Consider the following 26787-nt stretch of genomic DNA (forward strand, 5'->3'; position numbering starts at 1 on the left):
ACCGCAGGCTTTTTGATAGCTATCGGCGCTCACCTGGCAATGGGTTAGCGGCCTTTCGATGCTTAATCAGCGAATGCTGGGCACCAAGCCGCGCATGGCTTTGACCGAGCCCTCTCCGATGGCGGCGCCAAAGCGCTTGGCCAGACGTTCGGCCACATTGTCGCGACGGGTGTAGTCGATGACCTCCTCGGCCTTGACCACCTCGCGCGCCACATAGTCGAGGCTGCCCAGCTTGTCGGCCAGACCCAGCTCCACGGCCTGCTGGCCGGTCCAGAACAGTCCGCTGAACATTTCGGGGGTCTCATGCAGGCGGTCACCGCGACCGGCCTTGACCACGCCGATGAACTGCTGGTGAATCTGCTCCAGCATCTGCAGCGCAAATTCCTTTTGCTGCGGCGACATGGGGCTGAAGGGGTCGAGAAAGCCCTTGTTCTCGCCGGCCGTCAGCAGGCGGCGCTCCACGCCGACCTTGTCCATCACGCCGGTGAAGCCAAAGCCGTCCATGAGCACGCCGATGCTGCCCACGATGCTGGCCTTGTCGACGAAGATCTCGTCGGCCGCCGCCGCAATGTAGTAGGCCGCCGAGGCACAGGATTCCTCGACCACCGCATACAGAGGCTTGTTGTACTTGGCCTTGAGACGCGTCATCTCATCGTTGATGATGCCGGCCTGCACGGGGCTGCCGCCAGGCGAGTTGATCAGCAGCACCACGGCGCGCGAGCCGGAATCCTCAAAGGCGCTGCGCATGGCCGCCACCACGAACTCGGCACTAGCGTCGGCTCCCGAGGCGATCTCGCCTTTGATCTCCACCACCGCAGTATGGGGTGAGGTACTGGTCTTGGTGGCCGTGTCCTTGAAGAACACTGCCCACAGTACCAGGAGCACCACCACGGACCACAGCAGACGGCTGAAAAAACGCCAGCGCCGTGCCGCCCGCTGCTCCTTGATGGAAGCAAACACCAGCTTTTCCAGCACATCGCGCTCCCAGCCCCCATTCCCGGAGGCCTTGGCAGCGGCGGGCGCCTCAGCGGACGCAGCAGGCGCCTTGGACCACAGGTCTGCGCCCGGCGTCACATGCGACTGGGAATCATGGTTGTCAGGAGTACTCATCTCAAAACTTCAGAGGTTTCAGTTGTGGCCCAGTATGCCAGTGCACCAAGCCACTGCTTTCGCTCAAGGCGATTTTTACCAGTCCGCCGCGGCAAGGACCGCCCGCACAGGCACCGCTGTCAGGTTCGTAGGCCGCTGCGTGGGTAGAACACAACAGCCAGCGACCGGAATCGTCGAAAAACTGACCTTCCTGGTAGTCCATTTCCATGGGGATATGGCTGCAGCGATTCAGATAGGCATGAACCTGCCCTTGGTAGCGAATCGCAAAAGCGCGGCTGCTCTGACCGGCATACAGCACATCAAAGCCCACCGCCCGGCCGCCATCGACCAGATCCGCACTGGCGCACAGCTCCACGGCATCTGTCATATCTGGCTTCACGCGTTGGCCAGCAGCCAGGCCCGCAGTTGCGCCGCGGAATCGGCCACGAACAGCGGATCGAACTGGGCAAAGCCGTCGGGCGCATGGGCACCATAGGAGACCCCCACACAGGCACAGCCGGCATTCTGCGCCATCTGCAAGTCGTGCGTGGTGTCGCCAATCATCAGCGTGCGCTCGGGCTCCACACCGAATTCGGCCATCAGCTCGTGCAGCATCAGCGGACTGGGCTTGCCGGCGGTCTCGTCGGCCGTGCGCGAACCGTCGAACAATCCCTTGAGCTGCGGGTCCTGCAGCGCATGGTTGAGCCCCATGCGGCTCTTGCCCGTGGCCACGGTCAGCCAGTGGCCGCGTTCACGCAGCTCTGCAAGCAAAGGCAGGATGCCGTCAAACACGCAGATATCGTCCTGATGCTTGAAGAAGTGAAAGCGATAGCGATTGGCCAACTCCGGGTATTTCTCAGGCGGCACATCGGGTGCCGCGCGGGCCAGAGCCGGCATCAGCGCCATGCCGATCACATAGGCTGCCTGCTCGTCGCTGGGCACGGTGCCACCCACATCACGCACCGCCTCCTGGATGCTGCGACTGATGATGGCCGTCGAGTCCGCCACGGTCCCGTCCCAGTCAAATGCAATCAGATCGAAGCGGCGTGGTCGCTGGGCGCTATGGTTTTCAGTAGTCATGAAGCCTAGTCAGTTCACAAAATCCGCCAGCTCCGGCGGCAGCTCGGCGCGCAGCTCGACACGCTCGCCGCTGGCGGGATGGTTGAACTGTAGCCGCCAGGCGTGCAGAAACATGCGTTTGAGCCCCTGCTTTTGCACACGACGGTTGAGATCAAAATCACCATATTTATCGTCGCCCACGATGGGATGCCCCTGTGACGACAGATGCACGCGAATCTGGTGGGTACGACCTGTTTTGATGGTCACCTCCAGCAGGCTCATGGCAGGCAGTCCTTGCAGGGGACGCGGCTCGATCAGCTTTCTGATCTTGACCAGGGTGATGGAGCGCATTCCGTCCGGGTCATCGGCCGTGGTCACGCGCACGCGGCGCTCGCCATCAGCCTGCAGATACTTGTGCAGCGGCAGGTCGATGACCTTCTTGTTGGCCGGCCAAGCCCCCTGCACCAGTGCCAGATAGGTCTTGCCGGTCTCACGTTCGCGAAACTGGTCCTGCAGATTGATGAGTGCGGAGCGCTTTTTGGCGACCAGCAAGATGCCCGAGGTTTCGCGATCCAGCCGGTGCACCAGCTCGAGAAACTTGGCATCGGGACGCGCCTGGCGCAGTTGCTCGATGACGCCAAAGCTCACGCCAGAGCCTCCATGCACGGCCACGCCGGCAGGCTTTGACAAAGCGATCATGTGCTCGTCATCCAACAGTGCGGGAAAGTCCTTAGCCGGCGCCGGGCGTTCCGCTTTTTCAGCCACTTTGTCGGAGATCCGGACCGGGGGAAGACGCACCACATCGCCGGGCTGAACCCGGGTCTCTGCACTCACGCGCCCCTTGTTGATCCGTACTTCACCACTGCGGATGATGCGGTAGACATGGGTCTTGGGCACCCCCTTGAGGTGGCGCATGAGAAAGTTGTCGAGTCGCTGTCCGGCGGAGTCTTCATCGACCTCGATCAGCCGTACCGAGGCCGTGGCCGTATTCTGGGACCGGTCCTGTGCCGGTTTGCCCTCTATAATGTGTTTCACCTGTGCCGAGCTTAGTTGTAAGTGATTGATTCGCATGGAGTTTAGTCCAAACAATCATTTCCCACCGCACAGGCAGGTCGATGCCCGCCAGTTTTGCACACGCAAATTGCAGTCAAGATGAGCTGCAGCAGCCTGTGAAAGCCTGGCAAAGGCTGACGAATTGAAACACTGATACGGAATCTCATACCGTGCAGTTGACCAGGCAAAAGCAGCCTGCAACTGTCGGTTTTCTCAACGAGCATGTGGATCTTTTGGACATTGCTGATCAACCTCTGGGGCAAGGCACGGCCGGCCCCCGGGACGAGTCATGTCTGGAAGAAACCACCCACCTCCCTAGCACGCGCGTCGGCTTCTTTTGTACCCCGTCTGCATGCGCGTCCTCTACCGCTCGTCCCCCGGCCTGTACCTCCGCTACTGACTTGAGATCAGGCCAGTAGCGCCGTCCTGTACCGCCCCAGATTCCTCATCCGTTTCAACACGTTCGTCTGGCATCACGGCTCCTGTTGAGCCTGTCTTTGATTACCAGTCAAAGGCACGTTGGTCTGTGACCAGCGTGCCCCATAAAACGAATAAAGGAAGCGCATCATGAAACGGATGCTGATTAACGCGACGCAGTCTGAAGAACGCCGCCTGGCCATTGTGGACGGCCAGAAGCTGCTGGACTACGAGATCGAAATCGAAGGTCGCGAACAACGCAAGGGCAATATCTACAAGGCCGTCGTGACCCGCGTCGAGCCTTCCCTCGAAGCCTGCTTTGTGGACTATGGTGAAGACCGCCACGGCTTCCTGCCCTTCAAGGAAATCTCCAAGCAATACTTTGCCGAAGGCATTTCGCCCAGCCAGGCCCGCATCAACGACGTGATCCGCGAGGGTCAGGAGCTGATCGTCCAGGTCGAAAAGGAAGAGCGCGGCAACAAGGGCGCGGCCCTGACCACCTTCATCTCGCTGGCCGGCCGCTATGTGGTGCTGATGCCCAACAACCCCCGTGGCGGTGGCGTTTCGCGCCGCATCGAGGGCGAGGACCGCGCCGAGCTCAAGGAGGCCATGGACCAGCTCGAGTACCCCAAGGGCATGTCCATCATTGCGCGCACCGCCGGTATCGGCCGCTCGGCTCCCGAGCTGCAGTGGGACCTGAACTACCTGCTCAAGCTGTGGAGCGCCATCGACGGCGCCGCCAGGGCCTCCAAGGGCGCCTTCCTGATCTATCAGGAATCCAGCCTGGTGATCCGCGCCATCCGCGACTATTTCAACAATGACATCGGCGACATCCTGATCGACACCGATGACATCTACGAACAGGCTCAGCAGTTCATGGCACATGTGATGCCCGAGCATGCTGCCCGCGTCAAGCGCTACCGCGACGACGCCCCCCTGTTCTCGCGCTTCCAGATCGAGCACCAGATCGAGTCCGCCTATTCGCGCACCGTGACCCTGCCCTCGGGCGGCGCTATCGTGATCGACCACACCGAAGCCCTGGTCTCCGTGGACGTGAACTCGGCCCGCGCCATCAAGGGCGGCGATATCGAGGAAACCGCGACCCGCACCAACCTGGAAGCCGCTGACGAAGTGGCCCGCCAGATGCGCCTGCGCGACCTGGGCGGCCTGATCGTGATCGACTTCATCGACATGGAAGAGGCCAAGAACCGCCGCGAAGTGGAGAACCGCCTGCGCGATGCCCTGCGTCAGGACCGCGCCCGCGTGCAGTTCGGCACCATCAGCAAGTTCGGCCTGATGGAAATGAGCCGCCAGCGCCTCAAGCCCGCCCTGTCCGAGGGCGCCCACATCAACTGCCCGCGCTGCGGCGGCTCCGGCCACATCCGCGACACGGAAAGCTCGGCGCTGCAGATTCTGCGCATCATTCAGGAAGAGTCCATGAAGGACAATACGGCCGCCGTGCACTGCCAGGTGCCCGTGGAAGTGGCCTCCTTCCTGCTCAACGAGAAGCGCAGCGAAATCACCAAGATCGAGCTCAAGCAGCGCGTCAACGTGATCATGGTGCCCAACAAGTCCATGGACACGCCGCACTACAAGCTCGAGCGCCTCAAGCACGACGACTCGCGCCTGGAGTCCATGGAAGCCAGCTACAAGCTGGCCGACGAGCCCGAAGAGGTGACCACCGTCACCCGCCGCTCGCAGGAGCCCACCAACAAGCAGACTCCCGTCATCAAGGGGGTCCTGCCCGATGCTCCCGCGCCGATTGCCGAGCCTCGACCACCCCGCCAGCCGCGCACTGCCGCTGCCGCCGCGACACCCGCTCCCGTAGCGGCCCGCCCCGTGGTGCGCGAGCAAGGCTTCTTTGCCTGGCTCAAGAATCTGTTCGGCTTTGGCGCACCGGCTCCCGTGGCAGCCCCCGCTCCCGCGGCCGAGGCTGCCGCTCCTGCCGCCCGTGAAGGCAGCCGCGATGGCCGCCGAGGCGAAGGCCGTGGCGGTGACCGTAGCCGCCGTGGCGGTGACCGCAGCGACCGCAACAGCGCAGAGCGCAATGGCAGCGAACGCACGGACCGCAACAACCGCCGCAATGCCCAGGGCCGTGATGAGCAGCAACGCAACGAGCGTCCCGAGCAGCAACAGCGCCAGGACCGCCCCGAGCGCGGCAGTCGCCGCGGTGGCGAACGCAACGAGCGCCGCGACGACCGCCAGCCCCAGGTGGCAGAAGCCGCGCTGAATGGCGAAGAGTTCAACGCAGCTCCCAAGCCCGAGCGCAACCGCCAGGAACGCGGCGAACGTGCGGAACGCAATGAGCGCGGCGAACGCGGTGAAGGCCGCCGTGAGCGCCAGAATCGCAACGCCGATGCCCAGCCCGCCATGCAGCCCGTGGTCGACGAAGCGGTGCTGAATACCGCCCAAGCTGAAGGCTCTGACGCTCAGGTGCAGGATGGCGCACAAGGCGGCGAGACTCGCGAACCCCGCCAGCGCCGTTCGCGTGACCGCTATGGCCGTGACCGCCGCGACCGTGCACCGCGCGATGCACAGGCAGAAGAGCAGTCTGCCGAGCAGACAGCCGAAGCCCAGGCCCCGGTCGAAGTGCCTGCAACTGACGCTGGCGAGCAGCCGGCACGCCGCAGCTACTTTGATGCGGTTGCACCTCAGGCTCAGGCAGAGCAAGCGCCTGTAGCCGCAGAAGTGCAGGCCCCCGTGGCTGCAGAAGAAGCCGCGGTGGCTGTCGCTCCTATGGCGGAGCCCGCCCAGCCCGTGCAGGCAGAGCCTGCGGCGGCTGCAGAGCCTCAGGCTGCCGCAGTCGAGCTTGTGGCTGAAACCGTGGCTCCTGCCCCTGCAGTCGCAGCGCCCAAGGCACAGAGCTATGCGCTGCCGATTGCCGAGCTGCAAGCCCTGGCAGCCGCATCGGGTCTGGAATGGATCAACTCCGATGCCGAAAAGATCGCCGCCGTCCAGGCTGCGATTGCCGCCGAGCCCAAGCCCGTGCGCATTCCACGCGAGCGCCCGCCCGTGGTGGTGCTTGACGAAGGCCCGCTGATTCTGGTCGAGACCCGCAAGGATCTGAGCCTGATGCAGCTGCCGTTCGAGAAGGAAGAACAGGCTGCAGGCGTCAACGCCTAAGCAGACTGCCTTCCGGCATCACAGGGCCAAGGGGACTGTCCACTTCTGTGGATGGGGCCTTGGCCCTTTTTCATGCGCCCTTTCTTTGATTGAGTGAACGTCAAGCCATGTTGTTTCTGATCTCTCCGGCTAAATCGCTGGACTATGAAAGCCCAATTTCCGCCGAGCTGCCACACACGCTGCCGGTATTCAAAAAACAGCCCCTTGAACTGATCGAAGTGCTGCGCGAGAAGTCGCCCCAGCAGATTTCCGAGCTCATGAGCATCAGCGACAAGCTGGCCGTGCTCAATGTGGGCCGCTACGAAGCGTTCAGTGCCAGGTTCACCGCCAAGAACTCGCGCCAGGCCGTGCTGGCCTTCAATGGCGATGTCTACGAAGGTCTGAATGCCGCCAGCCTCAAACCCAGGGAACTGGACTGGGCCCAGGAGCATGTCGTGATCCTGAGCGGCCTCTATGGCGTGCTGCGCCCGCTGGACCTGCTGCAACCCTATCGCCTGGAGATGGGAACCCGGCTGGAAAATGCCAAGGGCAGCAACCTCTATCAGTTCTGGGGAACCCAGATTGCCGACTATCTGAACGAGCGCAGTGCCGCACAAGCCGAGCACGCTGACGCCCATGCCGAGCGCATTGTCGTCAACCTGGCATCGCAGGAATACTTCAAGGCCGTGGATCTCAAGACGCTCAAGGCCCCCGTGGTGGAATGCGTTTTCGAGGACTTCAAGGGCGGCAAGTACAAGATCATCAGCTTCCATGCCAAGCGCGCGCGCGGGCTGATGGTGCGCTGGGCCGTGCAGCACAAGGCCAGGAAGGTGGCCGACCTGCGCAAGTTCGACCTGGAAGGCTACGCGCTGGCCGAGCAGGCCAGCACGCCCGGCAAGCTGGTGTTCCGCCGCAAGCTGCAAGACTGACGCCGCGCATTGAAATCGGCATCAGTGCACACTAGCATTGTCGACATGAGCACCTCCACCCAAGACGAGTTCGTCACACCTCCCGGCCTGACACCCGAGCTGATGCAATGGGTGCGCACGCAAAGCGCCTCCGGCGTGCCGCTGCCATCGCTGCTGCAATCCATGCGCAAGGCGGGCTGGGCAGAGCATCTGGCACGCCGGGCGCTGGCCCTGCCCGAAGAAGGCGAGCTACCCCAGGCGTTCGCGGCGGCCAGGCCCGAAGCCGGGGTGAACGTGCAGATTCACGAGTCCGGCGTGCCCGAGCCCGATCTGCAGACAGATCCCTGTTGCATCAACACCGGCGATCGCGAGGTCCATGTGCTGATGAATATGCGTCACCCCAGGGTCGTGGTGTTCGGCAACCTGCTCTCCGACGAGGAGTGCGATGCCATCATCGCCTCCGCCAGCCCGCGCATGCAGCGCTCGCTGACCGTGGACAACCAGAGCGGTGGCGAGGCCGTCAACGACGACCGCACCAGCAATGGCATGTTCTTCCAGCGTGGAGAAAACGAGCTCATCGGCCGCGTGGAGCAGCGCATTGCCAGGCTGCTGAACTGGCCGCTGGAAAACGGCGAAGGCATGCAGGTGCTGCACTACCGGCCCGGCGCCGAATACAAGCCGCATTACGATTACTTCGCCCCCAACGAGCCCGGCACACCGACCATACTCAAGCGTGGCGGCCAGCGTGTGGGAACCCTGGTCATGTATCTCAACGAGCCCGCGCGCGGCGGCGCAACCACCTTTCCCGATGTAGGGCTGCAGGTCGTACCGCGCCGTGGCAATGCCGTATTCTTCAGCTACAACCGGCCCGACCCGGCGACCAAGACCCTGCACGGCGGCGCTCCCGTGCTGGAGGGCGAAAAATGGATTGCCACCAAGTGGCTACGCGAACGAGAGTTCAAGTAAAACAGGCTCTAGCCCTTACCCATAAAGCGCCAGCAGCTATCTTTTTTACTGCTGGCCATTTTGTTTTTGAATCATGCACACCCCTGAACAATCGCAGCTGGGCAAAAGCTCGGCCTATGTGGACCAGTACGACGCGTCCCTGCTCTTTCCCCTGCCACGCCTGACCAAGCGCGAGGAAATCGGCGCCGCCATCAACCCGCCGTTCTTTGGCGCCGACCTGTGGACTTCATTCGAGGTTTCCTGGCTCAATCTGCGTGGCAAGCCCCAGGTGGCACTGGCGCATTTCACCATCCCCTGCGAAACGCCCAACCTGATCGAAAGCAAGTCCTTCAAGCTGTATCTGAACAGCTTCAACAACACCCGCTTTGCCGATGCCAGCGAGGTGCTGGCGCGCCTGCGCACCGATCTGTCCGAAGCCACCTGGCGCGGCAGCGAGGCCCAGGGCAGCGTGGGCGTGCGGCTGCTGCAGGCAGAGCAGTTCGATGCCCAGCAAGTGCATGAGCTGGACGGCCTGCTGCTGGACCGCCTCGATGTGGAGTGCACCCGGTACACGCCGGCTCCCGAGCTGCTGCGTGCCAACCATGGCGAATCCCCCGTCAGCGAGACCCTGGTCAGCAATCTGCTCAAGAGCAACTGCCTGGTCACCGGCCAGCCCGACTGGGGCAGCGTGCAGATTCAATACAGCGGTGCACAGATCGAGCAGGAAGGTCTGCTGCAGTACCTGGTGAGCTTTCGCAACCACAACGAATTCCATGAGCAATGCGTGGAGCGCATCTTCATGGACATCTGGAGCCGCTGCAAACCCATCAAGCTGGCTGTCTACGCCCGCTACACGCGCCGAGGCGGCCTGGACATCAACCCCTTCCGCACCAGCCACCCGGGCGCCCTGCCCGCCAATGTGCGCACGGCACGCCAGTAGTATCGGCACGGCCCAACCAAGGGCAGCAAGCAAGGGGCTGAGGCTGCAAAGCGGCTCAGGGGATCAATTCTTCCAAGGGCAGTCATCCTGCCCCAGCAAAGCCTCTGCATAGCGCAGATCCTGAATGCGCAGCCATAGCCCGTTCATGCCCTGGCGCAGAGGCTCGACGGCAGCACGCTGCCAGGTCTGCGCCACCACCAGCTGACGCGCCGCTGCCGGCTCCGACGGGGGCTTGTGAACCGCGCTGGCCTCGCCCTGCAGCGCCGCTTCGTCAGGCAAGGGCAGATCCTGCCAATGCAGGCCCTGGGCATCCCAGCCCTGAAGCACCGGCATGCGCGCCTTGAGCGTCAGCGTGCGCACTTCCTTTTCCACGGGGTTGAGCCAGTGCAGCTGCCATTGACCCAGTTCGCCATAGCGTGTCTCCACCGGCTCCAGCAAGGCCCAGCCTTCGCCTGAAGGATGGGGACAGGCACAGGGCCCGACACCGCAGAACGCGAGCCCGCTGCGCGTCATGATCACGCCGTCCTTGCGAGGTTCATCATGCTGCCAATAGTGGTTGACGCGCTCGTTCACGCCACCCCACCACCAGACGGTGTCGCCGCGCACGTCGTCGCGCCAGACATAGTCGCCGTCGGAGCAGGGATGCTGGATCTGTCTCACCTCGCGCCAGCGCGGCAGCAACTGCCAGCGCCCTTGCGCATCGGGCGCCAGTTCACGCTCGGAGTAAAGCGGGCGCCAGTCGGGTCTTGCCAGATGGCTGGCCGATACGGACTGCAGAGGCCAGCGCCAGGATGCGGTCGAGGGGTCCCAGTCCTTGTCCGCCAGACTGGCCGTCAGCGCCAGCACGCGCAGGCGAGCGGCCATGCCGCCCTTGACCGACGGCACAGCGGCCAGCCGCACCACGGGCCAGGGCAGGTCCACGCTTTGCAGGCGCTCCCCGTCCCAGACCTGCAGGCTGCCGCTGCCACCGCGAATCGGTGCACGGCCATGCGGCATGAGAATCGCCCAGCGCCCCTGCACGATCACGTGTTCCATAGCCCAGGTGCCGGGCAAATGGCGTTCACCCCATTGCAGGTTGTAGGCCGCCGTTTCGCCCAGCTCCTCCCGGGCGGGCTTGGACAGGGTCCAGATCAGGCGCTGCCCCTTGAGCGGCTCGCTCTGCGCGCGCCACAGCGCGGGCTGCGCCGGATCACGCAGCCAGTCGAAGCACAAGGGAAGCGAGGGTTTGAGGATGGGCAAGCCATCGCGCTGATGGGCAGCGCAGACATCCACCTCGCTCATGGCGCAGCTGATGCTGGTGCCATCATGCAGGCGCTCGGTCTCGGGCATATCGAGCTGCACTCTCTGCAGCAGCAGTTCATTGAGCCAGCTCAGCGGCAAAACTGCTGGCGCTTGCGGCTCGCTCGGCGGCTCAAGATCCGGCAGGCCCAGGGCCCAGGGCTTGCGATCCTCGGGCATCAACTCCGGCCATTGCTGCCAGCCCCGCTCCATGGTCCATACGGCCAGCCTCAGGCTGGCCTGGCTGGCATCGCCCTGGGTAGGGTAGGCATAGAGCGCAAAGGCCTGGGCATCGGCACGCCAGACCATGCTGTGGCTCTCGTCCAGCACCCAGGGCTGGGCGGCCTCACCCAGCATCAGCTGCCAGTGCGGATTCTGCAGCGGAGCCATGGGGTAGCGCAGCTTGCGCAGCGAAGCCGGCCAGTGGCGCTGCAACAGCACCGACGGCACCGGGGTGGGCTGAGCCGGTTGAGGCAGAGTCGGCATGGGCCGGGCGACTTCGGCCGGCAGGCAGTCTGCCGGCACCCAGAGGTCCACCACCTGCAGCAGGGGCTGCGCCTGCGCAGCCATATGCTCACCCAGCCAGGCCTCAAAGCTGGCATCGGACATGATCACATGCGCGTCGTCGGCGATCCCGCTTTCGTTGATGCTCTCGCCGCTCCAGCGCGGCATGCGCCAGTGGATGGCATCCAGCAGCTCGCCTTCCGGCTTGCTGATTACCCAGCTGCGACGTGATTTGCGGTCGACCAGATGGGCGGTCTCGCTGTCATAAAAGCCCGTGCGCAGCCACCGCCCATCATAGGAGGTGTGCATGTCCATCTCCCAGACATGGGGCAGGTAGACGCCGTCCGCACACAGCACATCACCATAGATGGGGCCGCCCATGCCGCGCTCGCCCTGGGGACGAAAATTCACATCCCTGCTGGCCTCTGACGCCGTATCCGCCTGCGCCGCGAGCTCTTGATCGGAGAGCGTCTGCGCTGCAACCTCCGACGCCGCTCTGGCATGGGCCACGGACGGCTCGGCCTCCTGCTGGGCAGTTGCAGACGACGCGGGTCTGGCGTCAGCGCGCAAACGCGATATCAGCCAGATCAGCAAACACAGGGCCAGCGCCGCAATGGCGATCAGGGTCAGCACAACACTCATGCCGCAATCCTACCGAAAGCCGATGCAAAAAAGGCAGCTCCACGGCTGCCTTTTCAGAGCAAGACCACAAAAGCCTAGAGATGGAACACGTCCACCGAACGCTCCAGTGTCCTGGCACTCTGGCGCAGCGATTGCGCAGCGCTGGTCGACTGCTCCACCAACGCCGCATTCTGCTGGGTCACGGAGTCGAGCTGGGCCACGGCCTCGTTGACCTGGGAGATGCCTATCGACTGCTCACGCGTGGCAATGCTGATCTGGTGCACCAGGGAGCCGACCTTGTCCACGGCCTGCACCATGCCGTCTATGGTCTGGCCTGCGGCACGCATGCGCGCATTGCCGTCATTGATGCCATCGACCGTGCGGTTGATGAGCACGCTGATCTCCTTGGCCGCCTCGGCACTGCGCTGGGCCAGTGCCCGCACCTCGCCCGCCACCACGGCAAAGCCGCGCCCCTGCTCGCCAGCCCGCGCCGCTTCCACGGCCGCGTTCAGCGCCAGCAGATTGGTCTGGAAGGCAATGCTCTCGATCACGCCAATGATTTCGCTCATGCGGGTGGAGGAGCCGCGGATATGCTCCATAGCCTGCCCCACTTCGCTGATGGCCGCGCCGCTGCGGCTGGCCACCTTGCTGCTCTCGTCGCTGGCGCCGGCCATGAACTGCGCCGTATCGGCCGTCTGCGACACGGTGCCCGAAATTTCCTCCATCGAGGCCGCCGTCTGCTGCAGGCTGGTGGCCTGCGACTCGGTACGCCCTGCCAGGTCTAAACTGCTCTGAGCGATTTCATGGGCAGTCTGTGCAAAGCCTTGCACTTCGGTGCGCACATCGCCCACCACGGCGCGCAGATTGATCTGAATCTGCTGCAGCCTCAGCATCAGCGCCCCCACGGCGCCGCTATAGCTCTGGTTGCATTCGGTGCTCAGATTGCAGGCGGCCACATCGGCGGCAAAGCGGCTGGCTTCCTCCAACCCCGCCACACAGCGCTGCTGAAAGCGCCACAGCACGAAGGCGCCGCCCGCCACCAGGCTGGCAGCACGCCAGCCCCAGGCAGCCACGCCCTGCCAGCCCAGCATATCGGGCAGCATGACGATCAAGGCCACGATGGCCAGCAACCAGGCCATGCGCGCCACCAGGCCCACATCCTTGCGGCCGTCCCACCAGCCCATCAGCCCCAGACGGCGCACCGCGCCCGCGCGCAAACGGAAGCTGGCCTGTGCCTGCTTTTCCTCGTTGCGCATGCGTGCGTACAGCGCTTCGGCTGCGGCCACTTCCGCCGCCGAAGGCTTGGTGCGCACCGACAGATAGCCGCTTGGCTTGCCGCCTTCCATGATGGGCGTGACATTGGCGCGCACCCAGTAGTGATCGCCGTTCTTGCGGCGGTTCTTGACCAGTGCCGTCCAGGGGTAGCCATGGGCGATGGTGCGCCACATGTCCTTGAAGGCAGCGGCCGGCATGTCGGGGTGGCGAATCAGATTGTGCGGCTGGCCGATCAGCTCTTCATAGCCATAGCCGCTGACGCGGACGAAGGCGGGATTGCAATGCGTGATCTCACCCTTGGTGTTGGTGCTGGAGACCAGCAGCTCGTCGCCCGGAAAGTCGTAGTTTTGTTGAGATACCGGCAGGTTCAGGCGCATGCTTTGCACTCCTCCAATAGGCCTATGTAGTTTTTGTTCGAGAGTGAGCGATCAGGCATCCCGTCGACAGCTGGTTAACCAGATACACAAATTCACACTTGGATCATCGCACAGCGATGATTCCCGAGCCCCCAGGCTCAGAACAGAGATGCGGTATAGGGATCCAAATGCTTGACGGATGTCAAACCATGAGGCCTGAGCAGCAACTCTCGCGCCACCGGATCGTGGGCACTGGCCTGCCAGAGTGGCTCGGCGATCAGGCCCGAGACCTTGACCCCCAGCAGCCTGATGCGCTTGCCCAGAGGCACGCGCTTGAGGCATTGGCCTGCGGCCAGGCGGATGGCGGCCGCATCCTGTATCGGCAGGTTCAGGGTCTGGTCCCGCGTGGCGATCCTGAAATCGTCATAGCGCAGCTTGATGCCCACCGTCCGCCCCACATAGCCCTTGCGCTGCAAGTCCTCGGCCAGCCGCTCGCACAGGTCCGTGAAGATGGCACCCAGTTCGGCCTTGTCGCGCACGGCATGCAGATCACGCTCGAAGGTGGTCTCACGGCTCATGGACACCGGCTCACTCTCGGTCACCACTGCACGCTCGTCCCGTCCCCAGGCCGACTCGTGCAGCCAGTGGCCATAGCTTTTGCCAAACCAGTGCAGCAGTTGCGGCAGGCTTTGCGCGGCCAGGTCGCCAATAGTTTCAATGCCCAGGCTCTTGAGCTTGGCATCGGCCTTGGGCCCTATGCCGTTGACCTTGCGGCAGGCCAGCGGCCAGATCCGGCTTTGCAGATCCTCGGGCTGGACGATGGAGATGCCGTTGGGCTTGTTGAACTCGCTGGCCATCTTGGCCAGCAGCTTGTTGGGCGCCACGCCGACCGAGCAGGTCAGACCCGTGGCGTCGAAGATGGATTTCTGGATCAGCCGGGCCAGCACGCGCCCGCCTTCGCGCTGACCACCGGGCACGTCGGTGAAGTCGATGTAGACCTCGTCCACGCCACGGTTCTCCATGAGCGGCGCGATCGACAGGATGATCTCTTTGAAGGCCCGCGAAAAGCGCCGGTACTCGGCAAAGTCCACGGGCAGAAGAATCGCCTGCGGGCACAGCCTGGCGGCCTTCATCATGCCCATGGCCGAGCCCACGCCGAACTGCCGGGCCGGATAGGTGGCCGTGGTGATCACGCCGCGCCCCGTGTAATCGCGCAGCAGCGGAAAGTCCGCCACCGGGATCTCGGACAGCGGCCGCCCCGCATGCCGCGCCAGCAGCTCCTCGTCAAAGCTGCGCCGCCCGCCGCCGATCACCACCGGCAGCCCCTTGAGCTGCGGGTAGCGCAGCAGCTCCACGGAGGCGTAGAACGCATCCATGTCCAGATGCGCTATGCGCCTGGGCCTGGACTCGGGGCTGGTGGGAAGATCGCTCACAGTGCCGATTTTGCCTGCGCCGGCAAGAACCGGCACCCATGCGTCAAACAAGCACACGGGCAACGGGATACAACAAGCAGCGCCAGCCCCCGTCCCTGCTGCTACCCCTTCCCGCCTGGAGAAGGGGAAGGCTCAAACCGCCTCAGGACGACACCTTGCCCTGCTTGATGTCTTCGAGCTCGTCAAAGCGCATGTCGGCATAGCTGATCCAGGTATTGCGCTTGACCAGCCAGTAACCCAGCCAGAACAGCAGGAACAGCGGAATGCCCAGATAGGTCGAGACCACGCCGCCCCAATCGATGCGATCTTCCAGGAAGGCCTGGTAGTTCTGGCCCAGCGTCACCACCAGACACAGCACAAAGGCAAAGATGGGGCCGAAGGGGAAGGCACCGGCCTTGTAGGGCAGCAGACCCACATCATGACCATGCATGACATAGCCGCGACGGAAGCGGTAGTGGCTGACGGCAATGCCCAGCCAGACGATGAACTCCGTCATGCCGGCCAGGTTCAGCAGCCAGATATAGACGGCCTGCGGGCTGTAGAGCGAGGAAAACAGGCACAGGCTGGCGACCAGCGTGCTGCCGATCAAGGCCACCAGCGGCACGCCGTTCTGGGTCAGCCGGGAGAAGATGCGCGGCGCATTGCCCTCGGTCGCCATGTTGTAGAGCATGCGCGTGGCCGCATACATGCCCGAGTTGCCGGCCGACAGCACCGAGGTCAGGATCACCGCATTCATCACCGTGGCCGCCGAAAGCAGACCCGCGTGCTGGAACACCAGCGTGAACGGGCTCACGGCGATATCGGCCACATCGGTGCGCAGCAGCTGCGGATCGGTATAGGGAATCAGAAAGCCGATGACGACAATCGCCAGCACATAGAACAGCAGGATGCGCCAGAACACCTGACGGATAGCACGCGGCACGTTTTCGCGCGGATTCTCGGATTCGCCCGCCGCCACGCCCACCAGCTCCGTGCCCTGGAAGGAATAGGCCACGATCATGGCCACGCCCACAAAGGTCGCGAAATTGCCGACGAATGGCGCATCGCCCGTGGTCCAGTTCTCGAAACCGGGCACATGGCCGTTGCTGATGATGCCGAACAGAATCAGCACGCCGGTGATCAGAAAGGCCACCACGGCCAGCACCTTGATCAGCGCGAACCAGTACTCGGCCTCGGCAAAGCCCCGCGCGGAAAACGCGTTCAGCCCCACCATCAGCAGCAGGAACAGGCCGCTCCAGAGGATGCCCGGCACATTGGGAAACCAGTAGGCCATGACCAGCTGCGAGGCCACCAGATCCACCGCCACCACCACGGCCCAGCTGAACCAGAAGTTCCAGCCCAGCGCAAAGCCGAAGCCGCGATCCACATAGCGCGAGGCATAGGTCGAGAAGGAACCGGCCACCGGCATGAAGGCGGCCAGCTCGCCCAGGCTGGTCATGATGTAGTAGACCATGATGCCGATGAGCAGATAGGTGAGCACGGCACCGCCCGGGCCGATCTGGGCGATGGCCGAGCCGGAGGCCACAAACAGGCCCGTGCCGATGGCGCCGCCAATGGCGATCATGCTCAGGTGGCGCTGCTTGAGCACCCGGTGCAAGCGGGGCTGGTTATCGTCACCATCGCCAGTCGGCGCGAGCTGCTGGCTTGAGTTGGGTTGGGACATAAATGTCTTGTTGTAATGGTTTGCGCCCATCCGGACAAAACACCCAACCATCCCGCAGGCGCTGCGACAGGCAACGCAAAAAGGCGACCATGACGGTCGCGGGCAACAAGGACAAAGGAACGAAGCCATGACAGCAGAACGCCATGGCGGATAGGCCAGTTGCATCCTGAATCGGCAGCCACCCCGGTCGGGCGCTTCAATGGCAAAGCGGTGATATCGCCGGGCCCATTGACAGGCAAAGACGATATTTTGCCCAAATCCACCGCCGACCATGGCCCGTCATGTCAATGCAGGGGTTGGCTCTGGGGCTGCTCAGCGGCACTTGACAGCGCCTGATGCTATGAATTCGGAAGCTTCTTGCGCATGAACACATTCACTTTCCTTATAAAAACACAAGAAAGTCATTAAAAACAAGCGCTAGCTGCTATCAAATAAAAGAAGCGCAGCACGGCCTGCCCCGGCGCAGAAGTCTAGAAAACCCGTATATCCAGGCGCCGCCATTCTTCCTACATTCGCCACAGGCTCTCAGCCCGGTGATGCCGAGAGAGACTGCAGCGCAAACTTGTCGCATGCAGCGCCGAAGGAGCAACCGCCCCGGAAACTCTCAGGCCAAAGGATCGGCATCGCTTTCACACACTCTGAAGAATGTCCGGACGTCATCGTCCGCCGGGCATACCGAAGGAGCAAGCGAGCAGCACCGCAAGGCCCTGCCTCGTGAATCTCTCAGGTCCAGAACAGAGGGGGCGTCCGCTGCGCATGTTGCGCACGGGCTCCACCCTTGACGAGTCTGGAACCTGAATCATGAAGACAATCGCCGTCATCGGCGGTGGCATCACTGGCGTGACCACCGCCTACGCCCTCGCACGCCGCGGATTTTCCGTCACCCTGTTCGAGAAGCAGCGCTATGCGGCCATGGAGACCTCGTTCGCCAATGGCGGCCAGCTCTCGGCCTCGAATGCCGAGGTCTGGACCCACTGGTCCACCATCGTCAAAGGCCTCAAGTGGATGCTCAAGAGCGATGCTCCGCTGCTGCTCAACCCCAAGCCCAGCTGGCACAAGATTTCCTGGTTCTGCCAGTTTCTCGCTGCCATCCCCCACTACCAGAAAAACACCGTGGAGACCGCCAGGCTGGCGATTGCGGCACGCGAGCACCTGTTCGAATGGGCGGCCGCCGAAGGCATTGACTTCGATCTGAAGCAAAAAGGCATCCTGCATATCTACCGCGACCGCGCCGGCTTCGAACATGCGGGCAAGGTCTCGCAACTGCTCGCCCTGGGCGGGCTGGAGCGCCGCGCCGTCACGCCCGATGAAATGAAGGCCATCGAGCCGACACTGTCAGGAACCTTCTATGGCGGCTACTTCACCGAGAGCGACTCCACCGGCGACATCCACAAGTTCACCAGCGGCCTTGCCGCCGCCTGCGAGCGACTGGGCGTGCAATGCCGCTACGGCCAGGAAATCGTGTCGGTGAACAGCAACGGCAAACAGGCCAGCGTGACCGTGCGCCAGGGTCTGGAGGCCGAGACCTCGACTTTCGACGCCATGGTGGTCTGCGCGGGCACGGCCAGCCGCGCGCTGGCCGCTCAGCTCGGCGACAGCGTCAACATCTATCCGGTCAAGGGCTATTCCATCACGGTCAATCTGCCGGACGAAGCCAGCCGCGCCGCAGCTCCCGTCGTGAGCCTGCTGGACGACGAGACCAAGCTGGTCACCAGCCGCCTCGGCGAAGAGCGCTTTCGCGTGGCCGGCACGGCGGAGTTCAACGGCTACAACAAGGACATCCGCGCCGACCGCATCCGCCCTCTCATCGAATGGGTTCAGCAGTGCTTCCCGGGCGTCAGCACGCGCAGCGTGGTGCCCTGGGCGGGCCTGCGTCCCATGATGCCGGACATGCTGCCGCGCGTGGGTCCTGGCAACAAGCCCTGCGTTTTCTACAACACCGGCCACGGCCATCTGGGCTGGACCTTGTCGGCCGTCACCGCCGACATGGTCGGCGACCTCGTGCTGCAGTCCCTGGGCAGCGCCAGCAGGCAGTCACGTCCGGCCACGCTGACCACCGCCAGCGCCTGATAGCGGTTCAGGGCACTGCACCAACAAGCCAGGCACGGCATCGCGCATCGTCGCTGCAGAGAGCTATTTTTCAGGAGCTAATTGCGCCTTTTCATGCTTCATTTCAATGACTTTTCACCTTGAAAATGAACATTGGAAAGCGCAAGCAGCTCTTGAAATCAGAGCTGCAGACAGATCAGCACCAGTCCCAGCATCATCAGCGCCATGCCCAGCTTTTCGGTCAGCGACAGCTTCTCGCTGAACACCTTGCGCGAGACGATATAGCTGAACACCACCTCCACCATGCCCAGGGTGCGCACGGCAGCGGCCCCCTGCATGGCATAGGCGGTGAACCAGGCCAGCGAGGCCGCAGCGCCCATGCTGCCGGCCAGCAGCGAGATGCGCCAGGCCTTGAAGATGGGGCGCAGGCCTTGCTCATGGGTTCTGGCTATCCAGGCGCTCATGACGACGGACTGCATGGTCTGCGCGATCAGCACGCCCCAGGCCCCGGACAGCCAGGGCGAGCTCACGCCCAGCGTTGCGATCTCGACCGCGCCGCCGCGAAAGCCCACCGTGGCCAGCGCAAAGCAGGCGCCGCAGATCAGGCCGTAGACCGAGGATTTGCTGGTCCAGGCCGAGAGCGTGAACAGTTGCCCACGCGGCGGCAGCGACAGCATCAGCACGCCCACCGTGGCCAGCACCATGGCCAGCAGCGCCAGGCGGGTCGGCAACTCGTGCAGGAACATGGCGGCAAACAAGGCCACCTGCAGCACCTCGGTCTTGGACAGCGTGACCGCCACGGCAAAGTTGCGCTCCTTCATGGCCACCAGCAAGGCCGCCGTGGCCGCGACCTGAAAGAAGGCACCCAGCGCAATCCAGCCCAGATAGGCGGCGCTGAACTTCGGCAGCACCAGGGACGGATCGCCCAGCGCATACAGCGCCAGCAGATAGGCGGCGGCGAACGGCAGGCCGTAGAGAAAGCGCACCAGCGTGGCCGGCAGCGTACCGACCTGCGCCGTCAGCGAGCGCTGGGCCGTGTTGCGTACCGTCTGCGCCGCCGCCGCAAACAGCACCACGCCCACCCACAAATATTCCATTCCTATGCCCGACATGACACGCCTTCTCTCTCGTTAGCGCGCCAGCATAGCGCCGGCTGCCGGACGGCGCTGACGCGATTCGTGCAGTCCACCCGCTTGAGCCGAGGCGACGCGAAGCGCGAGAGGCAACTGTCCTGATAACGAGGTCTGTTTTCCCGCAAATAAACCCCATATCCAGACCATTGCTGCATCTTTAGCTACAATTTCAGCCGGGTGCCCGTCACACAAGGTGGCGATGGCAGGTGAATTTTCATGCGCAGGTCGGGCCGCCAGCGCACCGTCGTTTTGCAATGCAGACGGCACCATCAAGCATGGTGCATCTGTCAGCGGACGGCCTCAGACACCACCATTACATGGACCCACAAACACTTGTGCAGGCCCCTGCGCCCTCCGCATCTCAAAAGTCCCCCCGCATCCCCGCGCTGCAATCCGCGACCGAGCGCGTGCAGGCGCAAATCTCGCATTTGCTGCATATCGAATCCTTTGCCGGCATGGTGCTCATGCTGGCCGCCGCCGTCGCCCTGGTATGGGCCAACTCCGCTGCGGCGCCAGGCTACTTTGCGCTGTGGCATGCGCCTGTCGCGCTGACGCTGGGCCCGTGGAGCTTCAGCACCGATTTGCATTTCATCGTCAACGATGTGCTGATGACGGTGTTCTTCCTGGTCGTGGGCATGGAGATCCGTCGCGAGTTGCACAACGGCGCACTGGCCAGCCTGCGCCAGGCCAGTCTGCCGCTGATCGCAGCCATCGGCGGCGTGGCCGTGCCCGCACTTCTGTACATGGCCCTGGCGGGCAATGACAGGACGCTGCTCAACGGCTGGGCAATCCCGACGGCAACCGACATCGCGTTTGCCGTGGGCGTGCTGGCCTTGCTGGGCCGCAATATTCCGGGAGCGCTGCGTATCTTCCTGCTGGCCCTGGCCATCATCGACGACATCGTGGCCGTGCTCATCATCGCCTTCTTCTACTCGGGCGGGCTGCAGGCCATGGGCTTTGTGGTGGCTGCGGCCGGCGTGCTGCTGGTGCTGCTGTTCAACCGCATGGGCATTGCCGCCGCTCCTCTGTATGTGCTGCCCGGAGCCGTTCTCTGGTTCGGCCTGCTCAAGACCGGCGCACACCCCACCCTGGCAGGCGTGGTGCTGGGCCTGATGACGCCCGTGTTTACCCGCCCTGCCCCCATGCCGCTGCTGATCACCGCACAGACGGCCATGCGCAAGGCCGGCGAGCAGGTGCTCAGCGGGCGGCCGGATCCGCAACACCTGCTGCAGGAGCTGCGCACCGCCCAGTTCGCACAGCGCGACCTGCTGCCACCTGCGCTGCGCCTGCCCATGATTCTTCATCCCTGGGTGGCTTTCTGCATCATGCCCATCTTTGCGCTGGCCAATGCCGGCGTACAGTTCTCGGGCATAGACCTGAGCGCTGCTGCACCGCAGACCACGGCCATGGCCGTGCTGGTGGCCCTGGTACTGGGCAAGCCCCTGGGCGTCTTCATCTGCACCTGGCTGGCCGTCAGAAGCGGGCTGTGCAGCCTGCCCGAGGGCCTGAACTGGCGCGGCGTGCTGCTGGTGGGCCTGCTGGCCGGCATCGGCTTTACCATGTCCATCTTTGTCGGCGGTCTGGCCTTTGCGGATGCCTCCTTGCTGGGTGCAGCCAAGCTGGGCATTCTGGCCGGTTCGGCCATCGCCGCCTTGCTGGGATTGGGCTATGGCTTTGCCATGCGCAAGCGCCTGCAGCGCACATAAGCACTTCCCGATCACGATGCCCGGCCGGGCTCGGGGCTGACAAGCGCCCCTGATCAACAAGCTGCAGCCGCCAGACGCGATGAACGACTGGCGGCTGCAGTTCGTTAGGTGACTAGAATGCCTCCCCGCTCTGGCCCGCAACTCCGGACATCTGAATGCCTGCGCCATGAAGGGCGCCGACTGATGCTTCAGAAGTTCCAGGCCCGTAACCGGCGTGAATCAGCGAAGGCCCGATGGTCGGCGCTCTCGCCGTGCCGCTTCGCGGTACGCCCACGCTCTGCCGACTGCTGAACCGTGGGTCCGCCCGGGCATTCAGGGCAAGACATCAGGGCAGCCTGAAATCAGGGTCCGCCTTGCCGTTGCAGTCGGGGCACAGCTTATCTATCGCAAGAACATCAGAAGAAATGCACAAAAAATGGCTCACCTTTACTCCGCTGCCGCATTGTTGCTTGCCAGCACCTTGGCAATGGCTCAGCCAGCGGACCTGCTGCACAAAGCGCAAGCGGGAGATGCACAGGCACAGCTGGATCTTGGCCAGATATACGTGGAAGGCCGTGGCGTGGCGCAAAGCGACGAGAGAGCCGCTCATTGGTTTGGTCTTGCGGCAGCACAAGGCAATGCATTGAGCCAGAGTAATCTCGGCTTGATGTACGACCGGGGCCGTGGCGTGAAGCAAAGCGACCAGGAGGCCGTCAAGTGGTACCGCCTTTCGGCAGCGCAGGGAGAGGCCAACGGCCAGTTCAATCTGGGCGTGATGTATGAAGATGGGCGCGGCGTCGAGCAAAGCGATGAGGAGGCCGTCAAGTGGTATCGGCTCGCTGCAGCGCAAAACCTTCTCGATGCCCAGTACAACCTGGGTCTGATGTATGTCAGCGGCCGCGGCGTGGAACAAAGCGATCAGGAGGCCGCCAAATGGTTTGGCATAGCGGCTGCAAAAGGCCATGACTCGGGCCAGGTCAACCTCGCCGTGATGTACGCCACCGGTCGCGGCGTGCCGCGCAACGAGAAAGAGGCTGCCAGACTGCTGGGCCTGGCCGCAGAGCAAGGCAATGCGACCGCCCAGGTCAACCTCGGCACGATGTTCGAGGAAGGGCGTGGCGTCAGACGCAGCCTGTCTCAGGCCTATTTCTGGTATGCCCTGGCGGCAGCCCAAGACCTGGAAGACACGGTGCCGCTGCGCGATGCTGCGGCCCGCAAGCTCAAGCCCGCAGAGCGTGCTGCACAGGATTCAAGAATCGGCAGCTGGAAACCCAAGCCGCAAATTCGCTGAATCTGCACACTAGAAACCGCAACGTCCCATCAACAAGCAAGCCATGAAAAAGCCCTTGAGCCGTCTCTTTTGCGCAGCCGCCTTGCTGCTTTGCAGCACTTTGTCCATCGCACAATCGTCCGCCCTGCTGCAGGCAGCCGAGGGCGGCGATGCCCAGTCACAGTTCAAACTTGCAGCCGCCTACCTCACAGGCCGTGGCACACCCAAAAACGACGAGCAAGCAGCCAAGTGGTTCATGCTGGCAGCAAAGCAGGGCCACGCCGAAAGCCAGTCCAATATCGGCCTGATGTACGGCCGCGGGCGCGGCGTGCCGCAAAGCGATGAGGAAGCGGTCAAGTGGTATCGCCTGGCCGCGGAACAAGGCGACGCCGACGGTCTGTTCAACCTCGCGGTGATGTATGACGACGGCCGGGGCGTAGCCGAGAACCAGGAGGAGGCCGTCAGGCTGTACCGCCTTGCAGTGGCACAGAACCATGTATCGAGCCAAAGCAATCTCGGATACATGTACGACCATGGCCGTGGCGTGGCGCAAGACAGCAAGGAGGCCTTCAAGTGGTACATGACGGCGGCAGAACAGGGTGATGCCAATAGCCAGTTCAACGTGGGCTCCATGTATGCGCTGGGCCGCGGTGTTGAGCAAAGCTGGCCTCAGGCTTATTTCTGGGCGCTGTTGGCAGCCAAGGATGGCGAGAAGGATTCGGCCAAGCAGCAGGAAATCATCGCCAAGAAATTGAAACCGGCGCAACGGGCCAAGATCCAGCAGCAGGTGCAGGAATGGAAGCCCCGGACTGGCAACTCCTGACTTCTGGGCAGAGGTCGCGGCGGCTTGCAGCGCAGCAAGCCGCCAACAACGCCGATCAGATCACTGCAAACGGCTTGGGGTAGGTGCCAGGCAACAGAATCTCCTTGCCGACCTGGTCGATATGGGTATGACCGCAGAAGGCCATGGTCGTATCCAACTCCTTGTGGATGATCTGCAGCGCCTTGCTCACGCCGGCCTGGCCGTAGGCACCCAGACCGTAGAGAAAGCTGCGACCTATCATCGTGCCCTGCGCGCCCAGGGCCCGGGCCTTGAGCACGTCCTGCCCGCTGCGAATGCCGCCATCCATCCAGACTTCGATGTCCTTGCCCGCGGCCTCGGCAATCGACGGCAAGGCGGCAATCGAGGACGGCGCACCGTCGAGCTGACGGCCGCCATGGTTGCTGACCACCAGCGCGTCAGCACCGCTTTGTGCCGCCAGACGCGCGTCTTCGGCATCCATCACGCCCTTGAGAATGATCTTGCCGCCCCAGAGCTTCTTGATCCATTCCACGTCGTTCCAGTTCAGCGAGGGGTCGAACTGATCTGCAGTCCAGGACGACAGCGAGGACACATCACCCACGCCATCCACGTGGCCGACGATATTGCCGAAGCTGCGGCGCTTGGTACCCAGCATTCCAAGGCACCAGTGCGGCTTGGTCGCCAGATTGAGCAGATTGGCAAGCGTGGGCTTGGGCGGTGTGGACAGTCCGTTCTTGATGTCCTTGTGACGCTGGCCCAGGATCTGCAGATCCAGCGTCACCACCAGCGCCGAACAGTTGGCCGCCTTGGCGCGGTTGATCAGGCGTTCCATGAAGGCCTTGTCGCGCATCACATAGAGCTGGAACCAGAACGGATGGTGATCGGTGTGCTCGGCAATGTCCTCCAGCGAGCAGATGCTCATGGTGGATAAGGTGAACGGAATGCCGAATGCCTTCGCAGCCTTGGCACCGAGAATCTCGCCATCGGCATGCTGCATGCCGGTCAGACCCGTGGGCGCAATCGCCACCGGCATGGCGACCTCCTCGCCGATCATGGTGGTACGCGTGCTGCGCCCTTCCATGTTCACGGCCACACGCTGACGCAGCTTGATGGTCTGGAACTCGTCTTCGTTGGCCCGGTACGTACCCTGGGTGTAGGAGCCCGAGTCGGCGTAGTCATAAAACATGCGCGGCACACGGCGCTTGGCCACCACGCGCAGGTCTTCGATACAGGTAATTTTGGAGAGATCGCTCACGACTTCTAGCCTTGTAATGGGATTTGAGCCCGATGGTAGCCCTCATCGCCGCTATCGGCGTTGCGCTCTGGTTTGAAGTGATTTATGCCGCTTTTGAAATTTTCTTCAGCGAGGGCAAATCAAGGGCTAATGCTAGGTGTGCAAGCGTATTCGTCCAGCGACCATCCTTGTTATCACAACAAGCAGGAGAGAAGAGAGATGGTTTGGCAACAGGTCTACGACCCCCTATCGAATATGTGGCTGTCCACATTGCTTGCGGCCATTCCGGTCGTGGTGATGCTGGTGGGCCTGGGCTTTCTGCACATGAAGGCCCACCTGGCCGCAGGCGCAGGCCTGATTGCAGCGCTGCTGATTGCAGTCTTTGTCTACAACATGCCCGGCGAAATGGCGGGGCGTGCCGCCTTGTTCGGCGGCTTCACCGGCCTGCTGCCCATTGGCTGGATCGTGTTGAACATCATCTTCCTGCACCAGCTGACCGAGCAGAACGGCAGCTTCAAGGTGCTGCAGGACTCGCTTTCCGGAATCACCGAAGACCGCCGCATCCAGCTGCTGCTGATTGCCTTCTCCTTCGGCGCCTTCTTCGAAGGCGCTGCCGGCTTCGGCACGCCCGTGGCCGTGACGGCCGCCATCCTGATCGGCCTGGGCTTTTCGCCGCTGGCGGCATCCGGCCTGTCGCTGATCGCCAATACCGCTCCCGTGGCCTTTGGCGCCCTGGGCACTCCCGTCATCACGCTGGCCAAGGTCCATGGCTACGACCTGATGGAAGTGACCGCCATGATCGGCCGCCAGTTGCCCTTCTTCTCGGTGCTGGTGCCGTTCTGGCTGATCTGGGCCTTTGCCGGTCGCAAGGGCATGATGGAGATCTGGCCCGCGATTCTGGTCACCGGCCTGTCGTTTGCGATTCCTCAGTATCTGGTCTCCAACTTCATCGGACCCGAGTTGGTGGACATCATCGCGGCCATTGTTTCCATGGCCAGCCTGATCCTGTTCCTGCGCGTCTGGCAGCCCAAGAAGATCTGGACCTCGGCCTCGCTGCGCGGCAAGGATGTCAGCGCCTCCGAAGTCAAGCCACCCCAGCCCGTGGCCAAGCACAGCAAGAGCGAGCTGATCGCCGCCTGGACGCCCTGGATCATTCTCTCGGTGTTTGTCTTCATCTGGGGCCTGCCGCCGGTCAAGGCCTGGCTCAACAGCCTGTTTGCCCCCGCCTTCCCCATGACGGGCCTGCACAATCTGATCGAGAAAATGCCGCCCGTGGTGCCCCAGCCGACCAAGGAAGGCGCGGTCTACACGCTGAACCTGCTGTCGGCCACCGGAACCGCCATTCTGCTGTCGGCCATCGTCAGCGCCTTCGTCATGAAGTACAACCCGGTCACCATCGTGCGCACCTTCTTCAAGACCACCTGGCTGGTGCGCTACTCGCTGCTGACCATCGTGCTGATGCTGGCCCTGGGCACGCTAACACGCTACTCGGGTACCGATACCACCCTGGGCCTGGCCTTTGCCAATACCGGCGTGTTCTACCCCTTCTTCGGCACGCTGATGGGCTGGCTGGGCGTGGCGCTCACGGGCTCGGACACGGCGTCCAACGTGCTGTTTGGCGGCATGCAGAAGGTCGCCGCCGACCAACTGGGCCTGTCGCCCAACCTCATGGGTGCCGCCAACAGCTCGGGCGGCGTGATGGGCAAGATGATCGATGCGCAATCCATTGTTGTGGCTTCGACCGCCACACGCTGGTTCAACCGCGAGGGCGACATCCTGCGCTATGTGTTCTTCCACTCCATCGCCCTGGCCTGCCTGATGGGCCTGTTCGTCACCATGCAGGCCTATGTCTGGCCGTTCAAGCTGATGGTGAACTGAGTCCCCGAGCCGCTTCGCGGCTCACCTCGACGGAACGTCCCGGGGGAATCCGAGCAGGCCATCCAGGCCGCTCGGTATCTCCGGCCCGGGCTG

General features: G+C 63.3%; 19 protein-coding genes and 1 riboswitch. Of the genes, 9 read left to right on the forward strand and 10 right to left on the reverse strand.

All coding sequences use genetic code 11. From position 1 onward, the window contains the following. Nucleotides 1-66: 66 nt before the first annotated feature. Genes F3J24_RS10855 through F3J24_RS10870 form a run of 4 tightly spaced genes read right to left on the reverse strand, consistent with a single transcriptional unit; the run spans nt 67 to nt 3183 of the window. Nucleotides 67-1110 (reverse strand): S49 family peptidase, encoded by a 1044-nt coding sequence (locus tag F3J24_RS10855; protein ID WP_167005786.1) that lies wholly within the window; start codon nt 1108-1110, stop codon nt 67-69. Nucleotide 1111: 1 nt separating this feature from the next. Further along, on the reverse strand, nt 1112-1477 hold the full coding sequence (locus F3J24_RS10860; RefSeq protein ID WP_167005789.1) for a Rieske 2Fe-2S domain-containing protein: 366 nt from the start codon (nt 1475-1477) through the stop codon (nt 1112-1114). Nucleotides 1478-1485: 8 nt separating this feature from the next. Further along, nucleotides 1486-2169, reverse strand: coding sequence for an HAD family hydrolase (locus F3J24_RS10865; protein ID WP_167005791.1), 684 nt, complete (start codon nt 2167-2169; stop codon nt 1486-1488). A 9-nt stretch (nt 2170-2178) separates the two neighbouring features. Beyond that, nucleotides 2179-3183 carry an RluA family pseudouridine synthase gene (locus F3J24_RS10870; RefSeq protein WP_167005794.1) on the reverse strand — a complete coding sequence of 335 codons (1005 nt, stop codon included), beginning with the start codon at nt 3181-3183 and terminating at the stop codon, nt 2179-2181. Nucleotides 3184-3768: 585 nt separating this feature from the next. On the opposite strand from F3J24_RS10870, the gene F3J24_RS10875 reads away from it, so the two are divergent. The 4 genes from F3J24_RS10875 (at nt 3769) to queF (ending at nt 9513) form a co-directional block, all read left to right on the forward strand. Then, a complete protein-coding gene (locus F3J24_RS10875) occupies nt 3769-6741 on the forward strand; it encodes an Rne/Rng family ribonuclease (protein ID WP_167005797.1) in 2973 nt (990 codons plus the stop codon). A 107-nt stretch (nt 6742-6848) separates the two neighbouring features. Then, the gene (gene yaaA, locus F3J24_RS10880) at nt 6849-7649 is read left to right on the forward strand and encodes a peroxide stress protein YaaA (protein WP_167005800.1); all 801 of its coding nucleotides are present in this window, start codon (nt 6849-6851) and stop codon (nt 7647-7649) included. A 45-nt stretch (nt 7650-7694) separates the two neighbouring features. Beyond that, complete coding sequence (locus F3J24_RS10885) at nt 7695-8594, forward strand: 2OG-Fe(II) oxygenase (RefSeq protein WP_167005803.1); 900 nt, start codon at nt 7695-7697, stop codon at nt 8592-8594. Nucleotides 8595-8667: 73 nt separating this feature from the next. Further along, entirely contained in the window at nt 8668-9513 is an 846-nt protein-coding gene (queF, locus tag F3J24_RS10890; protein ID WP_167005806.1) for an NADPH-dependent 7-cyano-7-deazaguanine reductase QueF, read from the forward strand. 63 nt (nt 9514-9576) lie between these two features. On the opposite strand, the gene F3J24_RS10895 is transcribed toward queF, so the two are convergent. The 4 genes from F3J24_RS10895 to F3J24_RS10910 all read right to left on the reverse strand — a co-directional run bounded on the left by F3J24_RS10895 (nt 9577) and on the right by F3J24_RS10910 (nt 16643). After that, on the reverse strand, nt 9577-11937 hold the full coding sequence (locus F3J24_RS10895; RefSeq protein ID WP_167005809.1) for a hypothetical protein: 2361 nt from the start codon (nt 11935-11937) through the stop codon (nt 9577-9579). A 74-nt stretch (nt 11938-12011) separates the two neighbouring features. Next, nucleotides 12012-13568 (reverse strand): PAS domain-containing methyl-accepting chemotaxis protein, encoded by a 1557-nt coding sequence (locus F3J24_RS10900; RefSeq protein ID WP_167005812.1) that lies wholly within the window; start codon nt 13566-13568, stop codon nt 12012-12014. A gap of 137 nt (nt 13569-13705) precedes the next feature. Beyond that, nucleotides 13706-14923: a DNA polymerase IV gene (gene dinB / locus F3J24_RS10905; RefSeq protein ID WP_205244754.1), complete on the reverse strand. Its 1218-nt coding sequence runs from the start codon at nt 14921-14923 to the stop codon at nt 13706-13708. 199 nt (nt 14924-15122) lie between these two features. Beyond that, complete coding sequence (locus F3J24_RS10910) at nt 15123-16643, reverse strand: amino acid permease (RefSeq protein ID WP_167005818.1); 1521 nt, start codon at nt 16641-16643, stop codon at nt 15123-15125. 530 nt (nt 16644-17173) lie between these two features. Next, nucleotides 17174-17273: riboswitch (glycine riboswitch) on the forward strand. Between the two features lie 171 nt (nt 17274-17444). Between F3J24_RS10910 and F3J24_RS10915 the strand changes: the two genes are divergently transcribed. Then, nucleotides 17445-18713, forward strand: a complete 1269-nt coding sequence (locus F3J24_RS10915) for a D-amino acid dehydrogenase (protein ID WP_167005821.1) — start codon at nt 17445-17447, stop codon at nt 18711-18713. 158 nt (nt 18714-18871) lie between these two features. On the opposite strand, the gene F3J24_RS10920 is transcribed toward F3J24_RS10915, so the two are convergent. Then, complete coding sequence (locus F3J24_RS10920; protein WP_167005824.1) at nt 18872-19804, reverse strand: DMT family transporter; 933 nt, start codon at nt 19802-19804, stop codon at nt 18872-18874. A gap of 338 nt (nt 19805-20142) precedes the next feature. Here F3J24_RS10920 and nhaA point away from each other — a divergent pair, with 338 nt between their 5' ends. The 3 genes from nhaA to F3J24_RS10935 all read left to right on the forward strand — a co-directional run bounded on the left by nhaA (nt 20143) and on the right by F3J24_RS10935 (nt 23603). After that, nucleotides 20143-21531, forward strand: coding sequence for a Na+/H+ antiporter NhaA (gene nhaA, locus F3J24_RS10925; protein ID WP_167005826.1), 1389 nt, complete (start codon nt 20143-20145; stop codon nt 21529-21531). Nucleotides 21532-21946: 415 nt separating this feature from the next. Further along, a complete protein-coding gene (locus F3J24_RS10930) occupies nt 21947-22801 on the forward strand; it encodes a tetratricopeptide repeat protein (protein ID WP_240154310.1) in 855 nt (284 codons plus the stop codon). A 43-nt stretch (nt 22802-22844) separates the two neighbouring features. Continuing rightward, the gene (locus tag F3J24_RS10935) at nt 22845-23603 is read left to right on the forward strand and encodes a tetratricopeptide repeat protein (RefSeq protein ID WP_167005829.1); all 759 of its coding nucleotides are present in this window, start codon (nt 22845-22847) and stop codon (nt 23601-23603) included. Between the two features lie 55 nt (nt 23604-23658). Here F3J24_RS10935 and F3J24_RS10940 read toward each other — a convergent pair whose 3' ends face one another. Then, nucleotides 23659-24837, reverse strand: a complete 1179-nt coding sequence (locus F3J24_RS10940; protein WP_167005832.1) for an alpha-hydroxy acid oxidase — start codon at nt 24835-24837, stop codon at nt 23659-23661. 198 nt (nt 24838-25035) lie between these two features. Between F3J24_RS10940 and F3J24_RS10945 the strand changes: the two genes are divergently transcribed. Beyond that, nucleotides 25036-26694 (forward strand): L-lactate permease, encoded by a 1659-nt coding sequence (locus tag F3J24_RS10945; protein ID WP_043006410.1) that lies wholly within the window; start codon nt 25036-25038, stop codon nt 26692-26694. The last annotated feature ends 93 nt before the right edge of the window (nt 26695-26787 follow it).

The sequence above is a fragment of the Comamonas sp. Tr-654 genome (genome assembly GCF_011752915.1).
Lineage (GTDB): Bacteria > Pseudomonadota > Gammaproteobacteria > Burkholderiales > Burkholderiaceae_C > Comamonas.

Bases quoted from the DNA above. Each gene is read 5' to 3' on its own strand.
- F3J24_RS10855 (WP_167005786.1), bottom strand. From the start codon at position 1,110: ATGAGTACTCCTGACAACCATGATTCCCAGTCGCATGTGACGCCGGGC.
- F3J24_RS10860 (WP_167005789.1), bottom strand. From the start codon at position 1,477: ATGACAGATGCCGTGGAGCTGTGCGCCAGTGCGGATCTGGTCGATGGC.
- F3J24_RS10865 (WP_167005791.1), bottom strand. From the start codon at position 2,169: ATGACTACTGAAAACCATAGCGCCCAGCGACCACGCCGCTTCGATCTG.
- F3J24_RS10875 (WP_167005797.1), top strand. From the start codon at position 3,769: ATGAAACGGATGCTGATTAACGCGACGCAGTCTGAAGAACGCCGCCTG.
- yaaA (WP_167005800.1), top strand. From the start codon at position 6,849: ATGTTGTTTCTGATCTCTCCGGCTAAATCGCTGGACTATGAAAGCCCA.
- F3J24_RS10885 (WP_167005803.1), top strand. From the start codon at position 7,695: ATGAGCACCTCCACCCAAGACGAGTTCGTCACACCTCCCGGCCTGACA.
- queF (WP_167005806.1), top strand. From the start codon at position 8,668: ATGCACACCCCTGAACAATCGCAGCTGGGCAAAAGCTCGGCCTATGTG.
- F3J24_RS10895 (WP_167005809.1), bottom strand. From the start codon at position 11,937: ATGAGTGTTGTGCTGACCCTGATCGCCATTGCGGCGCTGGCCCTGTGT.
- F3J24_RS10900 (WP_167005812.1), bottom strand. From the start codon at position 13,568: ATGCGCCTGAACCTGCCGGTATCTCAACAAAACTACGACTTTCCGGGC.
- dinB (WP_205244754.1), bottom strand. From the start codon at position 14,923: ATGGATGCGTTCTACGCCTCCGTGGAGCTGCTGCGCTACCCGCAGCTC.
- F3J24_RS10910 (WP_167005818.1), bottom strand. From the start codon at position 16,643: ATGTCCCAACCCAACTCAAGCCAGCAGCTCGCGCCGACTGGCGATGGT.
- F3J24_RS10915 (WP_167005821.1), top strand. From the start codon at position 17,445: ATGAAGACAATCGCCGTCATCGGCGGTGGCATCACTGGCGTGACCACC.
- F3J24_RS10920 (WP_167005824.1), bottom strand. From the start codon at position 19,804: ATGTCGGGCATAGGAATGGAATATTTGTGGGTGGGCGTGGTGCTGTTT.
- nhaA (WP_167005826.1), top strand. From the start codon at position 20,143: ATGGACCCACAAACACTTGTGCAGGCCCCTGCGCCCTCCGCATCTCAA.
- F3J24_RS10930 (WP_240154310.1), top strand. From the start codon at position 21,947: ATGGCTCACCTTTACTCCGCTGCCGCATTGTTGCTTGCCAGCACCTTG.
- F3J24_RS10935 (WP_167005829.1), top strand. From the start codon at position 22,845: ATGAAAAAGCCCTTGAGCCGTCTCTTTTGCGCAGCCGCCTTGCTGCTT.
- F3J24_RS10945 (WP_043006410.1), top strand. From the start codon at position 25,036: ATGGTTTGGCAACAGGTCTACGACCCCCTATCGAATATGTGGCTGTCC.